Below are 17,475 nucleotides of genomic sequence, written 5' to 3' on the forward strand. Positions count from 1 at the left end.
TTTGCTGCTTCAGACTATTCTTCGTAAATTTTGGTGAGCATTTGGCCCAGCTCCTGCAGCGCCTGCTCTTCCTGCTCACCGTCGGCTTCCAGCCGGATTTCATCGCCGGCGGCAATGCCCAGGGTCAACAGCCCGAGGGAGCTTTTGCCGTTGGCTTTTTTCTCGCCTTTGAACAGTGTAACTTTACAAGGAAACGTATTTGCCTTCTCTACGAACAGTTTCGAAGGGCGGGCATGAAAACCTTGCGGGTGGATGACGGTAAAAGTTTGGGATACCATAGCTTATGCTTCACTCCTTAGTTGTTGGTTGACAAAATCAAGCACCTCTTGCTGGGTGCTCATGCCGATCGCCTGCTCGGCCAAACCTGCCCATTCCTCTCTGGACAAGCGGGAAATCAGCTCTCTGGCCGGGAGTACGGACGAGGCGCTCATGCTGAATTCATACAGTCCGAGGCCGAGAAGAAGCGGAATCGCTGCCGAATCTCCGGCCATTTCGCCGCACATGCCGGCCCATTTGCCGTGGCGGTTAGCTGCCTGGATCACAAGCTGCACCAGACGGAGAATCGACGGATGATGTGGCTGATACAGATAAGCGACCGATTCGTTCATCCGGTCCGCCGCCATCGTGTACTGAATCAGGTCGTTCGTGCCTATGCTGAAAAAGTCCACTTCCTTCGCCAACACATCGGCGGCGATCGCTGCAGCGGGAATTTCGATCATAATGCCGACTTCAAGCGTATCGGACACCTTCGTGCCCTCCTGCTCGAGCTTGGCGCGTTCTTCCGCCAGAATCCGCTTCGCCTCACGAAGCTCGCCCAGGACGGCGATCATCGGGAACATAATGGCTAGCTTGCCGTGCATGCTGGCCCGGAGCAGCGCCCGAAGCTGGGTGCGGAACAAATCCTCCTTATCCAGGCATAAACGGATGGCCCGCTGGCCCAGAAACGGATTCATCTCTTTCGGCAGCTGCAGGTAAGGCAGCTCTTTATCGCCGCCGATATCCAGTGTACGGATGACGACGCGCTTGCCGTTCATTTTCTCCAATACATGCTTGTAGACGGAATACTGCTCTTCTTCGGAAGGGAACGAGCTGCGTCCCATATACAGAAATTCGGTACGGAACAAGCCAATGCCGTCCGCCCCGTTCGCCAGTACCTTCTCCAGATCGTCAATGCCGCCGATATTGCTGGCCAGCTCCACTTGAACGCCGTCAGCGGTGACCGACGGCCGGTCCACATAGCTGCGCATGCGGGTCTTATACTCTTCATATTCTGCCTTACGAGCGGAATATTCGCGGAGCTGCTCCTCCGACGGATTGACGATGACCTGCCCGGCCGTAGCGTCAAGGATGATCATATCCCCCGTCCGAATCGCAGAAGCATCCGCACCGGTCCCGACGACGGCAGCCAGCTCCAGGGAGCGGGCCATGATGGCGGAATGCGACGTCCGGCTTCCGATCTCCGTGACGAAGCCCCGGACGAATTCCAGATTTAACTGGGCCGTATCCGACGGGGTCAAGTCTTTGGCAATCAGAATCGTTTCGGCGCTCAGCTCGGACAGCGCGCTGTGCTCCCGTCCCTCCAGCTTGCTGATGACCCGTCCCGTGATATCCTTAACGTCTGCCGCGCGTTCCCGCAGCATCTCGTTATCCATGGACTGCAGCGCTTCGATGATGCTGGAAGCCATTTCGTACAGGGCATATTCCGCGTTGACGCCGTCGCTCTCAATCTGGTCCAGTGTCGTGTCGATCAGGTCCGGGTCGTCCAATAGAAACAGGTGAGCTTCAAAAATCTCGGCCTTCTGCGGTCCAAGCCGCTCCAGCGTCGTTTCCCGGATCCGGTCGATATCAGCCTTGGCCGCATCCACGGCGCTGCGAAGACGCTGTTGCTCAGCAGCAGGATCGTCGACCTTTCTCTGCTGCGGGATGGACTCCTCCGCTTCCAGCCGGTACGCTTTGGCAATGGCGATGCCCGGTGATGCGGGCACGCCGGTCAGCAGTTGGCTCATGGGCCATACCTCCTTATTTTACGTTGGAATTCATCTATCGTGAACATGCTAGTTTCGATCGATTATTGATGATTGTAGGCCTTCAACACTTTCTCGGTCAGCATATGGTCTGGATCCAGACCGCTTACTTCGGCAAAAGCCTGGCGGACGCCTTGATCCGCGATCATGCCCTGCAGCTTGACGGCCTCCGGATCTTCCGCGAAGTCGAATTTTAGAGCCAGCGCCATAACCTCGGTCAAATGCTCGAAAGCACCGCCCTGCTCCCAGGCACGAAGCGCCGGCCGGACCAAGCGGTCATCCGGGGACAGCTTACGGATCGGCGACCGGCCGACCCGGACAACCTCGTCGCTCAAATACGGATTACGGAAGCGGTCCATGATCGTGCGGATATAGTTCTCATGCTCCGCAGGATCAAAGCCGTAAGCACGCACGAGCATGCTTCCCGTTTCCTGAAGGGCACCGGTAACCAGCCCGGCGACTTCCTCGTCCTTCATCGCTTCCTGGATGGTCGAATACCCTTTCCGGTATCCGGCATAAGCCGCGCTGCAGTGACCGGTATTTACTGTGAAAAGCTTGCGCTCAATATACGGAATCAAGTCGTCAACGTAATGAACACCTTGGATTTCCTGGGAGCCGGAGAACATTTGGGATCGATTGATCACCCATTCGTAGAACGGCTCCACCGTGACAGCTAGCGGATCCTCATGATGCTGCAGCGGCACGATACGGTCTACCGCAGAATCCGGGAAGGCTGCAAAAGAAGCCGCTTTTTGCTGCTCTTCGAGCGACAAATGGCCCATGACATGTTCTCTCAGCTGGGTGCTTGCGCCGATGGCGTTCTCGCAGGCAATGACATGCAGCGGAGCTGCTCCGCGTTCCATCCGAAGCTTCAAACCAGCTGCAATCCCCGGGGCGATATGTTTCAGAATGTTCACTCCTACAGCCGTCGTAACCATATCGGCGGAAGCCACTGCTTCTGCCACCGCTGCGGGATCCCGGCCGTCAATGGCGTTCACGCCCTCTACCAGGATTTGCTTCCCGCTCTCGTCGGCAATGGTAACCGTGTAAGAACCGCGCTGCTGGATCGTTTGCACCAACGACTCGTTCACATCGGAAAATACAACCTCGTAACCCGACTGCGACAGCAGCAAGCCGATAAATCCCCTTCCGATATTGCCTGCGCCGAAATGTAGAGCCTTCATTCTTCCATCCCGCTTTCAAAGATGCTCAAAATTTCCTCGGCGGTCTTCGCCGTACGGATGCCTTCCATGCTGTCCTCATCCGAGCAAACCATGGCGACGCTGGTCAAAATGTCCATATGCTCACCGTTCTGGGCGGCAATCCCGACGACGAGTACCGCCGGCTCATCCCCGCCAAAATCGACCCCATCCGGAATTTGCAGCACGGCCAGTCCGGTCGACTTGATCATTCCTTTGGCTTCGTTGGTCCCATGGGGAATGGCCAAGCCTGCGCCCATATAAGTGGACAAGGCGTTTTCGCGTTCAATCATCTTATCGACATATTCCTGTTCCACATGTCCGGCATCAACCAGCATTTGTCCGGCAAGGCGAATGGCCTCATACTTGTCGGATACTTTAACGTTCACTCGAATTTGATCTGCGGATAAAATACTCATGATGATCACTCTCTTTCCAATTTGTTTTTTAAGTATGCGCGGAGATGGGCGGACATTAGTTCCCTGATGCGCCCTTCATCCCCCTCCGCAAGGGCTTCAATCATATCCGTGTCCAGCAGTGTTGCGCTGATTTCGCTCAGCACCTCCAGGGTTTCCCGCTCGAGCTGCCGCGGAGCCAGCATCAGCAAAAAGCGCGACAGCTCAACGTCACCTGAGTCATCCAGCCTAAGCCGCTGATCCAGTTCAAAGAGCATCAATGCCGGCCGTTTCACCGCATCGCTGCGCGTATGAAACAGCGCCAGCTCCGTGCCGGGAATCAGCTGGGTCCCGTGCTGTTCCCGCTGCAGCAGCAGAGCTGCGACTGCTTCCGGATCCAGAATCACGTCCCTGAGCACCGGCGCTGAGCAGGCGGCAAGCAGCCATTGATCAAGGCTCGGCTGCCCTTCGATCCGCAGCGGCAGCACGCGAAAAGCTTCCAGGAGCTCAATGCTTTGCTGGAGGGTTTGGTGCAATGAACGCAAGCCGTCAATATCGGCTGTGCCGGCCGCTTCCCGGCGTCCGGCAGGCCAATCTCTCAGCTCAGGTGCCAAATCCTCCAGTAATCCCGGCAGCGGCTCGGCATCCGCTGATAACGCGTCCGGCAGGGGCTTCACGCCGCGGTGCCGGATATAATCCCGGAGCTTCTCCGCTTCAGATGGGGTAAGCAGCGGGCTCAGCTTCAAATATTGTTCCTCCGGCAGCGGCAAGTCGACGGTACTGATGATCAAATCATAGTCCGTTCTCGGTATCCTTGCGGCCTCATACCATGAAGCCTGTTCGACGATTTGGAGCTGCGGAAATTCTTTACGCAGCCGAACTGCCAGCATTTTCGAAGAACCGATCCCGCTCGTGCATACGATCACCGCTCGCATATGCTGAGGGATCTGGCCGATCCGCTCCCGCGCGGCTCCAAAATGCATCACCAGAAAAGCGATCTCCTCGTCCGGGATGCGGACGGAAGGAAAAACGGCGTCAGCTGCCTGCCGGACCCGGCCGAACAGCTCGGCATAGTCCTTGCGGATCGTATCCAGCAGCGGATTCCGGATCCGCTGCCCTGCTGTGATTCGTTCCATCGCAGCTTTCAGATGCATGAACAAACCGTCCCGAAGGGAGCGGTCAGCGGTGTAGTCGTTCGCATCCAGTTCCCTCATTTTACGGATGAGCGACCGGACGGTCCCGGCAAGCTCCAAATCGTCCGCCGGCAGCATTCCTGTCGAATGAGCCAGAGCTCTTTCAAGAAGTTCTGCGGTATACCTCACTTCAGCAAGCGGATATTCCATTTTCAGAACTTGACCCAGCTCATCGCATAAAAGTTTGGCAGACTTTAATTTATGGTCTTGAGCCGGCATAGCGGATGGCCGGTCAAACCGCCGCAGATTGATGAGGCGGTCGGCTTCCGCTTCAGTGACCGTGATGCCCTTGCGAATTCGGGCTGCCGCGATGGACAACCGGATCAGCAGATCGGTATAGGCTTCCTCACTGAAGGATTCTTCCTGATGCCGCTCCTCCCACTTCCATAAGGTTTCTTCGATTACCGAAATGCGGTCCGCCCCGGCCATTGAGGCGATTCGGGCATCCACAGGATGATGCGGATTCTGCTCCGAGTACCCGATAAGCGACAAGTCATCCAGCCGGAAGCGGACGAGCGTACGAATCGCCTCGCGGATCAGAGGCTCCGAGCCGGTAATTTCCACTCCATAGCCTCGCCGGCGGATCAGCAGCAAGCCTTGTTTGCCGATCCAGTCGGTCAAATCGTCCAGATCTGCTCCTACAGTCGGTACCGTGACCTTCATCTCGTGGGCAAGCGTAAACAGCTTCACCGGTTCCCGCGAACCAAGCAGCCGGGCAAGGAGGTATACCTGCCGCTCATCCGCCGAATATTCGATCTCGGCGGGCATGAGCAGCTCCGAGCGGACTTGTTCCATCTGAGAAGGGTCACCTTCTACACTGAGGCCGGAACCGGCTTTCCGGTGAAGCGTAATCCCGTGCCGATGCAGATAGCTCTCGACCGTGTCCAGCTCCCTGTGCACCGTCCGCGGGCTGACCCGAATGCTGCTGGCGATTTCGGCAACCGTACTCTCCGAAGGGCTGCGCAGCAGCAAATCCAAGATCTGTCTTACACGGTGTGACAATTCCATGCCCCTTAGCCTCCATAACGACCGCAAAAGGCGCTTGGATGCCGGCCCATATGCCCGCATCCATTCGCCTCAAGCGTTTTTATAGTTATTTCAAGCGTTCGACAAGCTCGTCATATTCCGGACTCTTCAGGAAGTTGTCGATGGAAATATGCTCTGCTTGCGGCGCTACGCCGCGAGCACGGTCTGTCAACGTTTTATGCGTGACAACGATATCCGCGTCGGACGGAATGTCGCTGATCGCCGTGTTCGTGACCTCGATCGGCGATCCGGCGGCTTTCATCTTCTTGCGAAGGATGGAAGCGCCCATGGCGCTGGAGCCCATGCCGGCGTCGCAGGCGAAGACGATTTTGTGAACCTCGTCTTTGCTCTTCTGCCCTTCAGCCGTGCTTGCCGCCGAATGAGCCGTTGCTTCTTTCGCCCCTTCTGCCGCAGCGGCCGCCGCAGCAGCCGGAGTTCCCGCAGCTTTCATGTCTTTCATACGTTTCGTTGCTTCTTCAAGATCGTCCTGGTCTTCTTCCGTCTTCTTGCTGGTTTTCAGCAGAAGCGCAGCCACGACGAAGGATACGATCGCAGCGGTGATGACCCCGCTCAGTACGGGTAGGATTTCTCCCCGCGGCGCCATGGCCAGGTAAGCGATGATGCTGCCCGGAGATGGCGGGCCAACGAGTCCCGCGTTCAGCAGCGAGAACGTAAATGTGCCTGTCACGCCGCCGGCCATTGCCGCCAGAATGAGGCGTGGGTTCATCAGAATGTACGGGAAGTAAATTTCATGAATCCCGCCAAAGAAGTGAATGATCGCCGCACCCGGTGCGGATTGACGGGCGGATCCCCGGCCTACGATCATGTAAGCAAGCAGGATGCCGAGTCCGGGACCCGGGTTCGATTCAAGCATGAACAGGATGGATTTGCCTGCGGTCTGCGCTTGTTCAATCGCGATCGGGCTCAACACCCCGTGATTGATAGCATTGTTCAGGAACAGCACCTTCGCCGGCTCGATCAAAATGTTGACGAGCGGAATCAGGTGGTGGTGAACGAGAAACTCAACGCCGGAGGAAAGCACGTTGGTGACGGCTTCGATGATGCGTCCCACGATCGAATAAGCGATCAGGACGAGCACGCCGCCGATAATGCCGAGCGAGAAGTTGTTGACCAGCATTTCGAAACCGGACTTGATTTTGCCTTCGACGGCTCTGTCAAACTGTTTGAGCACCCAGGCAGCTCCTGGACCGACGGCCATCGCGCCGAGGAACATCGGAATGTCGGTTCCGATAATGACGCCCATCGTGACCAGGGCGCCGATCACGCCGCCGCGCTGCTTGTGCACCATCGTACCGCCGGTGTATCCGATCAGCAGCGGGAGCAGGTACTTGATCATCGGGTCGACCAGCTTCGCGAGATACTCGTTCGGGATCCAGCCGGTCGGTATGAACAGTGCCGTGATCAAGCCCCACGCGATGAACGCTCCGATGTTCGGCATGACCATGCCGCTCAGGAAGCGCCCGAATTTTTGAACTCCGACCCGGGCGGCACCGGATGCGGAGGAAGATGTGGATTGGGCCATGAGGATAACCTCCTTGTAAACTTTTGTCGAACGGTATTTTGCAATACGTCGTTCGTCCTATATCCATCCTAGCCGACATCAACCTGACACTCAATAAAATGAAAACGCTATATTGTCAGGAGCCCTGATGACAAAACTTTATGAATCCTGCCTAACCCCTTGATATATCAGGCTTTTGCAGACCCGGTAAGGATGACATGCAGGGGAAACATACGGGCTAAGTTCACTCCGGTCAGCTGAGACTGCATTTGTTTAATCTGTAATTTTCCAAGATTAAGTTTTCCTTCCTGGAACCTGATCATGGGTAGCTTTTCCCATTAAGTGGACCTGATTCAGAAATTACCGATTTTTCACAAAATAAGAAAAACGTCTATCGACGTACCTTCACAGAAGACAGACCGCGTCTAAAGGAAGTTTTTCTTGCAATATCAGGAAGCCATGGCTCTGGAGTTTATACATTCTGATATTATAAAAAAAACGTCTATCGACGTACCTTCACAGAAGACAGACCGCGTCTAAAGGAAGTTTTTCTTGCAATATCAGGGAGCCATGGCTCTGGAATTTATACATTCTGATATTATAAAAAAAACGTCTATCGACGTACCTTCACAGAAGACAGACCGCGTCTAAAGGAAGTTTTTCTTGCAATATCAGGAAGCCATGGCTCTGGAGTTTATACTTTCTGATATTAAAAAAAGCGCCCTGATATAGGGCGCTAGCGTGCGTATGTGTTGGCCATATCCGGCATGAAAGATGTCATCTCCCAAAAAGCCATCCGCCATTGACGTTCAGAATTTCTCCAGTGACATAAGATGCATCCGGCGAAATCAAGTATAAGACCGCGGCAGCTACCTCGTCCGGCGTCCCCGGACGCCCGGCGGGAATATTCGGGATCAGCTGCTGCAGTTTATCCTCACGGTGGCCAAAACCGGTATCCGTAATCAAGCCTGGAGCCACGGCATTCACCGTTATCCCTTTGACGCTCAGCTCTCGGGCTGCAGCGTACGTAAGGCCATGGAGCCCGGATTTCGAGGCGGCGTATGCCAGGGACCCGGGGCCGCTTCCACCTGTAAACGCCCCGATCGAGCTGATATTGACGATCCTGCCGCCCGGACTTGCCAAATATGGCGCTGCGGCAGCCGTCATCAAAAATGCCCCCTTCAAGTTCACGCCAATAATGTCATCCCAGAACCGTTCGGAATCTTCAAGAGGCACTCCGGTAGAAACGGCCTCACCCATGAATCCCGCATTGTTAATCACGATATCTAAACGTCCGTTTTGGTGGACTACCTCCTCGACGGCCCGCTGTACATCTTCACGGCAGCGTACATCCGCTTGTACCCATGAAGCGCCTTCGCCAAGCCGCTTACATGCTTCCCTCAGGGAAGTTTCGTGTCTCCCAAGGATCATGACACCGATTTCTTCTTGTATGAGTCGTTGAGCAATCGAGAATCCGATTCCACTACTTCCGCCAGTTACGATCGCTGTACGTTTCATTGGAGTCATCTTGATCACCTTTCCCTTCGCCATGTGTGTGACATTGGATGAATTCTATTGTAATATCAATCCGATCATAAGCGAAATATCGTTTTTATATTTCTGTAATAAGTTTTACTTATTAAAAAAGGGACTTGGAGGATCGTTATGGAACTGCGGCAGCTCAAATATTTCGTCACTTTGGCCGAGGAACTGCACTTCGGACGTGCAGCCGATCGGGTGGGAATCGCCCAGCCTGCACTTAGTCAGCAGATTCGCCAGCTCGAACAGGAGCTAGGCGGGGCCTTGTTTATCCGTACCAAACGAAGTGTTTCGCTGACAGCGGCCGGAAGTTTATTTTATGAGGAAGCCAGAAACTTGCTCCACCACGCGGATCGTGCCGTGGATAAGGTTAGCCGCGCATTTTCGGGGATGATCGGAGAACTCAGGATCGGATTCGTGGAATCCGCAACTTGGGACATTCTTCCTCAGGTCATTTCGGCGTACCGTCAAAAATATCCCGAAGTCCAAATCACACCATGCCATTTACATTCATCTTCCCAAATCGAAGCTCTGTTGGATGGCACGCTAAGCATCGGTATTACGGGCATTCCCGTGAACGAGCCGCTTCTTATGTCCTACTCTATCCGGAGCGAGCCTTTCTGGGTCGCATTCCCTCCCGAACATCCTTTGGGTAACCGCCATACTGTGCATATCGGCGAATTAAGCAGGGAATCGTTTATTTCTACCAACCGGGAAGTAGGAAAGGTTTATTACGATACCATGATTCAAGTATGCATGGAGGCAGGATTCAGTCCAGCCATTGTTCAAACGGCCGACGAAATGCATACGTTGTTGTCGCTCGTTTCATCGGGTCTCGGCATTGCCCTGATTCATGAATCTGCCCGGCATTTGCGCACCGATCTCGCATATAAGCCAGTACTTGGAGTTAGCCAATCCGCATACAGGATGTCTTTTGTATGGAAAAAGGACCCCATCTCTCCTCTTCTCCGAGGCTTCCTGGATACCATGCAAAAGCTCTACCCGCAGCAGGATCACTAATTTGGAAAAAAATAGTTTGCAGCGCTTTACATCGATAACTATTTTTGTTACAGTTTATTTGAAGATATACAACTAATTCGGGAAAGGAAGTCGGAATAAATGAAAATTGCGATTATCGGTGCCGGAAATATCGGCGGAAATCTCGCCCGCCGCCTGACCAAACTCGGACATGAGGTGTCCATCGCCAATTCGAGAGGCCCACAAACCTTGGCTGCACTTGCCGAAGAAACGGGAGCCGCGCCCAAGGAAGTCACGGAAGTGGCGCAGGGCGCAGAAGTGGTCATTGTGACGATTCCACAGAAAAACATTCCTGACCTTCCTGCCGGAATCCTCGACCATACCGCACCGAATGCCGCGATTATCGATACGGGGAACTATTACCCTCGCCAGCGCGACGGTCTCATTGCAGAAATTGAAGCAGGCCTGCCGGAGAGCCGCTGGGTGGAACAGCATCTGAAGCGCCCGGTGAACAAAGCTTTTAACGGCATATCCGCCCAAAATCTGCTGGAACGCGGCCTGCCGAAGGGCAGCCCTGGACGTTTGGCGCTGCCGGTGGCTGGAGACGATCCCGCCTCTAAGCAGGTCGTGCTTGACCTGATTGAAGAACTTGGCTTTGACGCCATCGACGCCGGGGGACTGGATGAGTCCTGGCGCCAGCAGCCGGGTACGCCAAGCTACCGCGAGCACGACGCCGACAGCCTTCGCCAAGCGCTCGCGGAAGCCAGCCCCGAGCGCCCGGCGGAGTTTAGAGCTTGATCGGCATATAAACAGAACAAAAATCCCCTTAGTCTCCACCTAACGGAGACAAGGGGATTTTTTCTTTTATGCTGGTATCGGATTACCTTGCCGAAGACTATACAAACACTTTTTCAAAAGCCGGAAAGCCCGCTTCCCGTCCCGGATAGTTCACTTCGCCCCGCTGATCGTAGCCGAGGCCCCGGTACAGCTTGAGGGCCGGCGCGTTTTTGGCGTATGTATCAAGCCGGATGCTCTTGTATCCATTCTCTTGGGCAAAGTGTTCCGCAAAAGCAACCAGCTTACGAGCGATTCCTTGTCCCTGGGCCATTGGATCCACAGCGATCCGGTGCATCATCAGATGCGGCCCTTCCGTCTCCGTCCAAGGTATCTTGTCATACTGCTCATCTTGATGTTGATCCAGCACCATGATACCAAGAATCCGTCCGTCGCCTTCCGCTGCGAACAGCGTCCCCCGGCTCAGATCTTCCCCGATGACATCCCGGTTCGGATACTCGTCGTCCCATTGGTCGCTGCCGCCTTCTTGCATGACCTGAACGCATCTGGAGATCAATTGCATGATCTCTTCCATCTCATCTCTCCGGCCTGTTCGAATTTGAATATTCAAAGCTTGCACCATCCTCGTCCTTTCGAAAATCTAACCTCAATGCTCATATCCGGCATAATCGATTTCGAGGAACTGGCTCACTTCCTGATCCCAACGGTCCCTCACAAAAGCCACGTGCTGCGGATGAGCGTTATAGGCTTCATAATCTGCCCGGCTGTCAAACTTCATGGAAAAACCAAAGTCATAAGTATTCTTGGGGCTGATTTCCCGGAATACTTGAAATTCCTTTACCGTAGGAATCGAGCTGAGCGCAGCCCTGCCGTCCTCCAGAAATCGCTGTTCAGCGGACGAACCCTTCTCATGCTTGAGCGAAAAGATGACCGAATGGATGATTGCGTCGTCTTTCACGTTAACACTCCTTTTTTCATCGAAATGACAAACGAGTCTTTTACTATTATAAAGGCTAACCAAAGAGATGGACAGCTTCAAAGCATCCCGGTTCATGGGGATTCACAATCTTCACAGAGGTCTGCAGCTGTCGCGCACCGCTAACCGATGACCCAAAATGATATCTTCCGCTGTTCGCTTTTCTCCTGCAATGAACTGAAGCAGCGTTTCGACCGTCACCTCGCCCATTCGCTGAATGGGCTGCTCCATAGACGTGATCCGCGGCCGGACGAGCTCCGTCATCTGGCTTCCGTCAAAGCCGATCACCGAAATATCCTCAGGAACCTTCAGGCCGTGATCGATGATGCAGTTGACCGCCCCGATCGCCATATCGTCGCTGACGGCAAAGACCGCCGTCGGTTTAGTTTTGTAACGAAGGAACTCACCCATCAGTGCATAGCCGCTGTTCACCTTGTAATCGCCGAAACGGACCAGTTCATGGACAAATCTAATTCCATGGTCCGCCAAAGCATTCCGGTACCCGCTGTACCGGTTTTGGCCGGAAGTCATATCCCGCATGTCCCCGCCGATAAAAGCAATCTGCTTATGCCCGAGTCCGATTAAATATGTCGTTGCGTCATACGCTGCGGCATAATCGTCCACGATGACCGATACGAAGGATTGGTCCATCGGCTTCACGCTGGAGAAGATGACGGGAATTTTTAATTTCTCGATAAAATTCCGGATATCCTCATTGATCTTCTCGTGCATGATAATGATGCCTTCCACGCGCATTTCCTTGAAAATGTTCAGGTATTTGAACTCCTTGTAAATGTCCTCGCTGATATTGCAGACGAGCAGATTATAATGATTGGAAGCAGCGGTCTGCTCGATGGAGCTCAGAATGGTCGAATAAAAGCTGGAGGTCAGATCCGGCACGATGACCCCCAGCAGATTGGTTTTGTTCCTGACCAGGCTTCTGGCAATATGGCTTGGCGCATAACCCAGGTCTTCAATGGCCTGGTTGACGCGGTCCTTCAGTTCTTCCCTGACGTATTTTTCTCCGTTTAAAACACGGGAGACCGTTGTCGTAGAGACACCGGCCCGTTTGGCAACATCCTTGATTTTAACGCTCATACCCATCTCATCCCTAACGCTGATTAATGAACAAGGGTTGAGAGAACGCCGCATAGCCTCCTTCAATATAGGCGCTGACGCGGACATACCCTTCGTCTCCCATACACGAATAAGTCACTTCCGTAATCCGTCCCGTTTCCTCATGCAGCACCCTGCAGTCTTTCCCAAACAAGGTCACGTATTTATACATCCGGTCCAGCAGTTTGTTCGACTTCAGGCGGATGCAGATCTGACGATCTTCGGTCTGAATCGATTCAAAACCAAAACCAGTGGAGACATAAAAACTGCCGCTCCGGATCGCGCTGAGAATGGACTGCTGCGAATTTTCTTCGGCAAGCACGATGTTCCAGGCCTGCTTCTCTTGTCCGTACACATGGGAATCGTCGTTTCCGAAGCCCCATACCCGCCGTCCAGCCGAAAGCATCGCATCCCATTTATCAAACGCGATATCGTATTCGATGTTCCCGTCCCCGTTGTAAACCTCGATTCCGGTCACCCGCTCCATCCGCAGCATGTCCTCCAGGTTCCAGTAATTCGAAAAATACCGGTTCGGGTGCACGAGAACGCAGATTCCGCCATTATCCAAGGTCGCATCAGCAAGCCTTTGGTAATTTCCTATCGAAAACTCACTGCTGTAGCCCTCCATTATGGAACGTGGAGGTGCAACGAGAAGCATGTGAGGCTGGCGGCTGCTGACCTCGATCGCTTCAAAAACCGTGGGGATGCCGCATTCTCCAGCCAAATCAGTCATTTTGTCATGATCCGAAATCGCTAGAAAATCATAATCGGCGTACATCCGATATACCGTTTCCAGCGGAAACCAGCCGTCGCTGTTGTTGGTATGATTATGAAAACTCCCGCGAAGCCACGTTCCTCTTTTATCATAAGGGTTTTCGATGCGCATGCCAAATCCTCCCCAGTTGATCATCGTTCTGCAATTATTCCTTAATCGAACCGATCATGACGCCTTGGGCGAAATACTTTTGAATAAACGGATAGATGATGATGATCGGCGCTACGACAATGATAATCGTGGCCATCTTCATGGAATCGCCCGTTACCTGCATTTTCTCCAGCGCATCATATTGGTTCATGCCTGCGGCGGATTCCAGCTTGCTGCGCATCGCTTCCGCCCGCGTGAGCATCTCTTGCAGCAGTGTCGATAGCGGCCGCAATTTTGCCGAACGGACATAAAAAGCGCCCGTAAACCAGTCGTTCCAGTGACCGACGGCGTTGAACAGCGCGATGACGGCGATCACCGGCTTGCTGAGCGGCATGATGATCCGCATAAAGATGGCGAAGTCATTGTAGCCGTCCATCCGCGCAGACTCTTCCAGGCTGGGATGAATTTGCTGAAAGAACGTCCGCATGATGATCAGGTTCCAGGCGCTGTACAAGCTAGGGATAATATATACCCAGATCGTATTGGTCAAATGCAGCGATTTCAGCAGCATATAATACGGGATCATTCCCCCGCTGAACAGCATCGTAAAGAAGATCAGCAGCGTGAAGAAGCGTACTCCGGGCATCGTTCTGCTCTTCAGCGCATAGGCGCCCATCGCGGTCAGAAATACGCTCGCGACCGTGCCGACCACGGTTCGAAACAGCGAGATGCCGAAAGCCGTTACGATATTCGAGGAGGCGAACACCTCCTTGAAATTTTGGATCGACCATACCCGGGGCCAGAAGTAAATCCCGCCGCGCTCCGCATCCTTCCCTGCGTTGAAGGAGAGCGCCAATATGTTCAAAAACGGCAGGACGATGGACAGGCACAGCAGCGTGATCAGCAGGTAGATTACGAAGATATATACTCTTTCACCCAGCGGCGTCCGGTAAAATGGCTTCATCCGCATGATCCTCCCATTTAGAATTTCAAATGCGTTTTAGCGTCGGCATTTTTCTGCTTCAGCAGATCAAGGAACGCCTGCAGTCCGGAGGCATCCAGCTGCTTGGAAGCGGAGTCCAGGATCTTCTTCGCCTCATCCAGGTTTTTTGCATAATACGCCCGAATCAGACTGTCGTCATAATTTTCGAACGCCGCCTTCAGCTCGGTTCCCTGATCAAATTCTCCGATGAAAGATAAAGGTGTGTAGCCGTCCACAACATTCGCTTGTTTGCGTTTGTCATCCCAGCCCCAGTAATCGGCGATTTTCAGCGCCCCCGCATTCACTTCCGGAGCAACCGCGTCGCCGTACTCCATTTCCCCGAAGTCGGCCATCCGGTCAATATCCGTCGATCCCAGCAGCTCACCCCAATAGTTGCCGACACCCGCAAAGCCAAGCTTCTTCGCTTCCTCGGGATTGTTTTGCTTCAAATCCAAAATATCTTTGTTGGCCAGAGGGTTCCCCTTGGCATCCAGGGTGTAATCCCTTCCTTCAATCCCGTACTGCCACAGCAGCTTTCCTTCCCGGCTTGCCAGGAAGTCAGCCAGCTTCATGATGTCTTCCGGATCTTTGGTCGTTCCCGGAATCGCCCAGGCCGAGTATCCGGATTTATAATCGACCTGCATTTGGTACGGACGGTCAACGTAATTGATCGGTCCCAGCGGCAGGTAATGCATATCGCGGTTAAATTCCTGATAATTATGCATATCTCCGATAATTCCCCACGTTCCATTCAGGGCGCCTTCCGTCGCCCGGCTTTCGTCCATCGTGAAAAATTCGGGATGCAGCAGTTTCTCGCTCAGGAGCTTTTGCACATACTCAACTTTTTTTAATGCATATTCGGTCTGACTTTCATGCAAAATGTTACCTCCTGCATCCTTATTGATCCGCTGGTCGGCGCTGCCCCACTCCAGGTCGTTAAACAAGGCACCGACCTCCTTGCCTCCCCAGTAAGAAGGACCGATCGGAACGACGTCCTTGCCGTTCTTGTCCTTGAACCCGCCTGCCTTGATCTTTTGCGCCAGCTCATACAGCTTCTGGGTCGAATCAATCGTGCGCGGATCCACGTGCAGAGCGTCGGCAATATCCTTGCGGATATAAGGACCGCCGGCATATTTACGCGTCGAGTACCCGCCTTGTCTGGCGATGTTCATGTGGACGAAATAGGACGATCCGCCGAACTCCGGCCGGAACATGACCCCATACTTCGTATCAAGCGGTAGGTAGTCGTCCTGCAGATATTTGCTGTAGATCTTCGTGTCCTTCATCAGCGGCGTGAGGTCCGTAAACATTTGCTCTCTTGCCGCTTTCAGCACGACCTGCATTTCGGGCCGGCCGCTGTTGTTAAGATAGAACGTTATAAAATCGGGCAGGTCGTTCGACGCCAGCCCTGCAATGAGTCCGTCGATGGAATGGTCCGCCACCATGATTTCGATTTCCAGGTCGATGCCTGTCATCTCCTTCAGCTTGGCTTTGATCTCAGCATTCATATCCTCCGTGTAGTCATCCGTCCCCATAAAGACCAGCCCTTTTACTTTGCGGTCCGCAATCCAGGTCGCAGGGTGATTAGCCGTACCCGCATCCTGATTAGCCGCCGTCGGTTCGCTGTTTGGACCGCTTGAATCATTTCCGCTGCACCCAACTAGAAGCATGGAGGCGATCAGCGGCATGGACAACATTTTGAACCACGTTTTCCCTTTCAGCATTTCGGCATCCCTCTTTTCAAATCATTGGTTAATGGCCTTTCCCCTGTCTTTACATGGATGCAATCATGGATGTAATCATAGATGGCAATCATGGATGCAAGAATGCTGTTGCAAAGTATATGGTATCGCTACCATACTGATGTGTCAGAAACTCTTCTTGAGATACGGTTGGCAGTAACGACAAGGATTAATCCTATCAAGCCCTGCATTAATCCCACGGCCGTTGCATATCCGTATTGGCCGCCCTGAAGACCGATGCGAATGACATAAGTATCCAAAATTTCAGAGAGCTGCATGTTTCCCGGGGTTCTCAGGAGGTACAGCTGATCGAATCCGGCGGACAAAATATTACCCAGTGATAGAATGAACAAAATGAGAATCGTTGGACGGATGGAAGGGAGTGTGATGTACCAATGCTCCTTCCACTTGTTCGCCCCGTCGATTTTGGCCGCCTCGTACATATCCGGGTTGACGCCGGCGATCGCCGCCAGATAGATAATGGAGTCCCATCCGATGGTCTTCCATAAATGGCTGCCGAACATAATGGAATAGAAATAATTCGGTTCCATCATATAAAAGGTGCTTCCGTCCCCGCCGAAATAAGACACGATCTGGTTGAGCAATCCGTTATCCGGAGCTAGCAGGCGTTGAGCAAGCCCCACGACCACGACCCAGGACAAAAAATGCGGGAGATAGGCGATACTCTGGGCGATGCTGCGAAAATAACGGTTGCGGATCTCGTTGAACATCAAGGCAAGAAGGATCGGAAAAGGCAGGCCGATAAACAGCTTCATGCAGGAGATGATCAAGGTGTTCTTGATGAGCATTGCGCTCTGATAATCATTGAAAAAACGCTCAAAGTACTTCAGACCGACCCACGGGCTTCCGAGGATTCCCGTATTGAACTTGTATTCCTTGAAGGCTAAGATCAGGCCGACCATCGGTATGTAGGAAAATATGATAAAAAAAGCGAGGCAAGGAAGCAGCATGATGTAGAGGTATTTATGCAGAAGAATGTTTTTCCATCGTTTGCCGGGTGTCTTTCCAGGTACAGCTGCTGTTTTCACCTGGGTTTGCATGGACTGGGATCACCTTCTTTTTTGTGGATGATTGCTGATGAACCGAAGCGGTGTCTTGGATG

Annotated in this window: 16 protein-coding genes; 2 read left to right on the forward strand and 14 right to left on the reverse strand. The window is 53.4% G+C overall.

What is annotated here, in order from left to right:
- Positions 1 to 14 precede the first annotated feature (14 nt).
- The 7 genes from K2F33_RS25495 to K2F33_RS25525 form a co-directional block, all read right to left on the reverse strand.
- Positions 15 to 278, reverse strand: a complete 264-nt coding sequence (locus K2F33_RS25495; RefSeq protein WP_076166519.1) for an HPr family phosphocarrier protein — start codon at positions 276 to 278, stop codon at positions 15 to 17.
- A gap of 3 nt (positions 279 to 281) precedes the next feature.
- Positions 282 to 2,006 carry a phosphoenolpyruvate--protein phosphotransferase gene (gene ptsP / locus K2F33_RS25500; RefSeq protein ID WP_263879449.1) on the reverse strand — a complete coding sequence of 575 codons (1,725 nt, stop codon included), beginning with the start codon at positions 2,004 to 2,006 and terminating at the stop codon, positions 282 to 284.
- A gap of 62 nt (positions 2,007 to 2,068) precedes the next feature.
- Positions 2,069 to 3,208, reverse strand: a complete 1,140-nt coding sequence (locus tag K2F33_RS25505; protein WP_212968723.1) for a mannitol-1-phosphate 5-dehydrogenase — start codon at positions 3,206 to 3,208, stop codon at positions 2,069 to 2,071.
- Complete coding sequence (locus K2F33_RS25510) at positions 3,205 to 3,642, reverse strand: PTS mannitol transporter subunit IIA (RefSeq protein WP_076166532.1); 438 nt, start codon at positions 3,640 to 3,642, stop codon at positions 3,205 to 3,207. The genes K2F33_RS25505 and K2F33_RS25510 overlap by 4 nt, the downstream gene beginning before the upstream one ends.
- Before the next feature lie 5 nt (positions 3,643 to 3,647).
- Positions 3,648 to 5,819: a BglG family transcription antiterminator gene (locus K2F33_RS25515; protein ID WP_263879452.1), complete on the reverse strand. Its 2,172-nt coding sequence runs from the start codon at positions 5,817 to 5,819 to the stop codon at positions 3,648 to 3,650.
- Positions 5,820 to 5,904: 85 nt separating this feature from the next.
- Entirely contained in the window at positions 5,905 to 7,380 is a 1,476-nt protein-coding gene (locus K2F33_RS25520) for a PTS mannitol transporter subunit IIBC (protein ID WP_263879454.1), read from the reverse strand.
- Positions 7,381 to 8,136: 756 nt separating this feature from the next.
- Positions 8,137 to 8,877, reverse strand: coding sequence for an SDR family NAD(P)-dependent oxidoreductase (locus tag K2F33_RS25525; protein WP_263879456.1), 741 nt, complete (start codon positions 8,875 to 8,877; stop codon positions 8,137 to 8,139).
- A gap of 147 nt (positions 8,878 to 9,024) precedes the next feature.
- Between K2F33_RS25525 and K2F33_RS25530 the strand changes: the two genes are divergently transcribed.
- Together K2F33_RS25530 and K2F33_RS25535 are read left to right on the forward strand one after the other, a co-directional pair.
- Complete coding sequence (locus K2F33_RS25530; RefSeq protein ID WP_263879458.1) at positions 9,025 to 9,918, forward strand: LysR family transcriptional regulator; 894 nt, start codon at positions 9,025 to 9,027, stop codon at positions 9,916 to 9,918.
- A gap of 99 nt (positions 9,919 to 10,017) precedes the next feature.
- Positions 10,018 to 10,674 carry an NADPH-dependent F420 reductase gene (locus tag K2F33_RS25535; protein ID WP_089547047.1) on the forward strand — a complete coding sequence of 219 codons (657 nt, stop codon included), beginning with the start codon at positions 10,018 to 10,020 and terminating at the stop codon, positions 10,672 to 10,674.
- 97 nt (positions 10,675 to 10,771) lie between these two features.
- On the opposite strand, the gene K2F33_RS25540 is transcribed toward K2F33_RS25535, so the two are convergent.
- The 7 genes from K2F33_RS25540 to K2F33_RS25570 form a co-directional block, all read right to left on the reverse strand.
- Positions 10,772 to 11,281, reverse strand: a complete 510-nt coding sequence (locus K2F33_RS25540; RefSeq protein WP_089547046.1) for a GNAT family N-acetyltransferase — start codon at positions 11,279 to 11,281, stop codon at positions 10,772 to 10,774.
- 36 nt (positions 11,282 to 11,317) lie between these two features.
- On the reverse strand, positions 11,318 to 11,629 hold the full coding sequence (locus tag K2F33_RS25545; protein ID WP_089547045.1) for a Dabb family protein: 312 nt from the start codon (positions 11,627 to 11,629) through the stop codon (positions 11,318 to 11,320).
- 111 nt (positions 11,630 to 11,740) lie between these two features.
- Positions 11,741 to 12,745 carry a LacI family DNA-binding transcriptional regulator gene (locus K2F33_RS25550; RefSeq protein WP_263879461.1) on the reverse strand — a complete coding sequence of 335 codons (1,005 nt, stop codon included), beginning with the start codon at positions 12,743 to 12,745 and terminating at the stop codon, positions 11,741 to 11,743.
- Between the two features lie 13 nt (positions 12,746 to 12,758).
- Positions 12,759 to 13,649: a CehA/McbA family metallohydrolase domain-containing protein gene (locus K2F33_RS25555; RefSeq protein WP_263879464.1), complete on the reverse strand. Its 891-nt coding sequence runs from the start codon at positions 13,647 to 13,649 to the stop codon at positions 12,759 to 12,761.
- A gap of 34 nt (positions 13,650 to 13,683) precedes the next feature.
- Complete coding sequence (locus K2F33_RS25560; RefSeq protein ID WP_144025341.1) at positions 13,684 to 14,592, reverse strand: carbohydrate ABC transporter permease; 909 nt, start codon at positions 14,590 to 14,592, stop codon at positions 13,684 to 13,686.
- Positions 14,593 to 14,609: 17 nt separating this feature from the next.
- Entirely contained in the window at positions 14,610 to 16,334 is a 1,725-nt protein-coding gene (locus K2F33_RS25565; protein WP_263879468.1) for a type 2 periplasmic-binding domain-containing protein, read from the reverse strand.
- Positions 16,335 to 16,462: 128 nt separating this feature from the next.
- Complete coding sequence (locus K2F33_RS25570) at positions 16,463 to 17,413, reverse strand: ABC transporter permease (RefSeq protein ID WP_076166569.1); 951 nt, start codon at positions 17,411 to 17,413, stop codon at positions 16,463 to 16,465.
- Positions 17,414 to 17,475 lie beyond the last annotated feature (62 nt).

The organism is Paenibacillus sp. PSB04, from assembly GCF_025809195.1.
GTDB classification, from domain to species: domain Bacteria; phylum Bacillota; class Bacilli; order Paenibacillales; family Paenibacillaceae; genus Paenibacillus_AQ; species Paenibacillus_AQ favisporus.

Excerpts from the sequence above, each read along its gene's own strand:
- K2F33_RS25505 (WP_212968723.1), bottom strand. The coding sequence starts at position 3,208 with ATGAAGGCTCTACATTTCGGCGCAGGCAATATCGGAAGGGGATTTATC.
- K2F33_RS25555 (WP_263879464.1), bottom strand. The coding sequence starts at position 13,649 with ATGCGCATCGAAAACCCTTATGATAAAAGAGGAACGTGGCTTCGCGGG.
- K2F33_RS25515 (WP_263879452.1), bottom strand. The coding sequence starts at position 5,819 with ATGGAATTGTCACACCGTGTAAGACAGATCTTGGATTTGCTGCTGCGC.
- K2F33_RS25525 (WP_263879456.1), bottom strand. The coding sequence starts at position 8,877 with ATGAAACGTACAGCGATCGTAACTGGCGGAAGTAGTGGAATCGGATTC.
- K2F33_RS25550 (WP_263879461.1), bottom strand. The coding sequence starts at position 12,745 with ATGAGCGTTAAAATCAAGGATGTTGCCAAACGGGCCGGTGTCTCTACG.
- K2F33_RS25495 (WP_076166519.1), bottom strand. The coding sequence starts at position 278 with ATGGTATCCCAAACTTTTACCGTCATCCACCCGCAAGGTTTTCATGCC.
- ptsP (WP_263879449.1), bottom strand. The coding sequence starts at position 2,006 with ATGAGCCAACTGCTGACCGGCGTGCCCGCATCACCGGGCATCGCCATT.
- K2F33_RS25520 (WP_263879454.1), bottom strand. The coding sequence starts at position 7,380 with ATGGCCCAATCCACATCTTCCTCCGCATCCGGTGCCGCCCGGGTCGGA.
- K2F33_RS25570 (WP_076166569.1), bottom strand. The coding sequence starts at position 17,413 with ATGCAAACCCAGGTGAAAACAGCAGCTGTACCTGGAAAGACACCCGGC.
- K2F33_RS25565 (WP_263879468.1), bottom strand. The coding sequence starts at position 16,334 with ATGCTGAAAGGGAAAACGTGGTTCAAAATGTTGTCCATGCCGCTGATC.
- K2F33_RS25535 (WP_089547047.1), top strand. The coding sequence starts at position 10,018 with ATGAAAATTGCGATTATCGGTGCCGGAAATATCGGCGGAAATCTCGCC.
- K2F33_RS25530 (WP_263879458.1), top strand. The coding sequence starts at position 9,025 with ATGGAACTGCGGCAGCTCAAATATTTCGTCACTTTGGCCGAGGAACTG.
- K2F33_RS25560 (WP_144025341.1), bottom strand. The coding sequence starts at position 14,592 with ATGAAGCCATTTTACCGGACGCCGCTGGGTGAAAGAGTATATATCTTC.
- K2F33_RS25510 (WP_076166532.1), bottom strand. The coding sequence starts at position 3,642 with ATGAGTATTTTATCCGCAGATCAAATTCGAGTGAACGTTAAAGTATCC.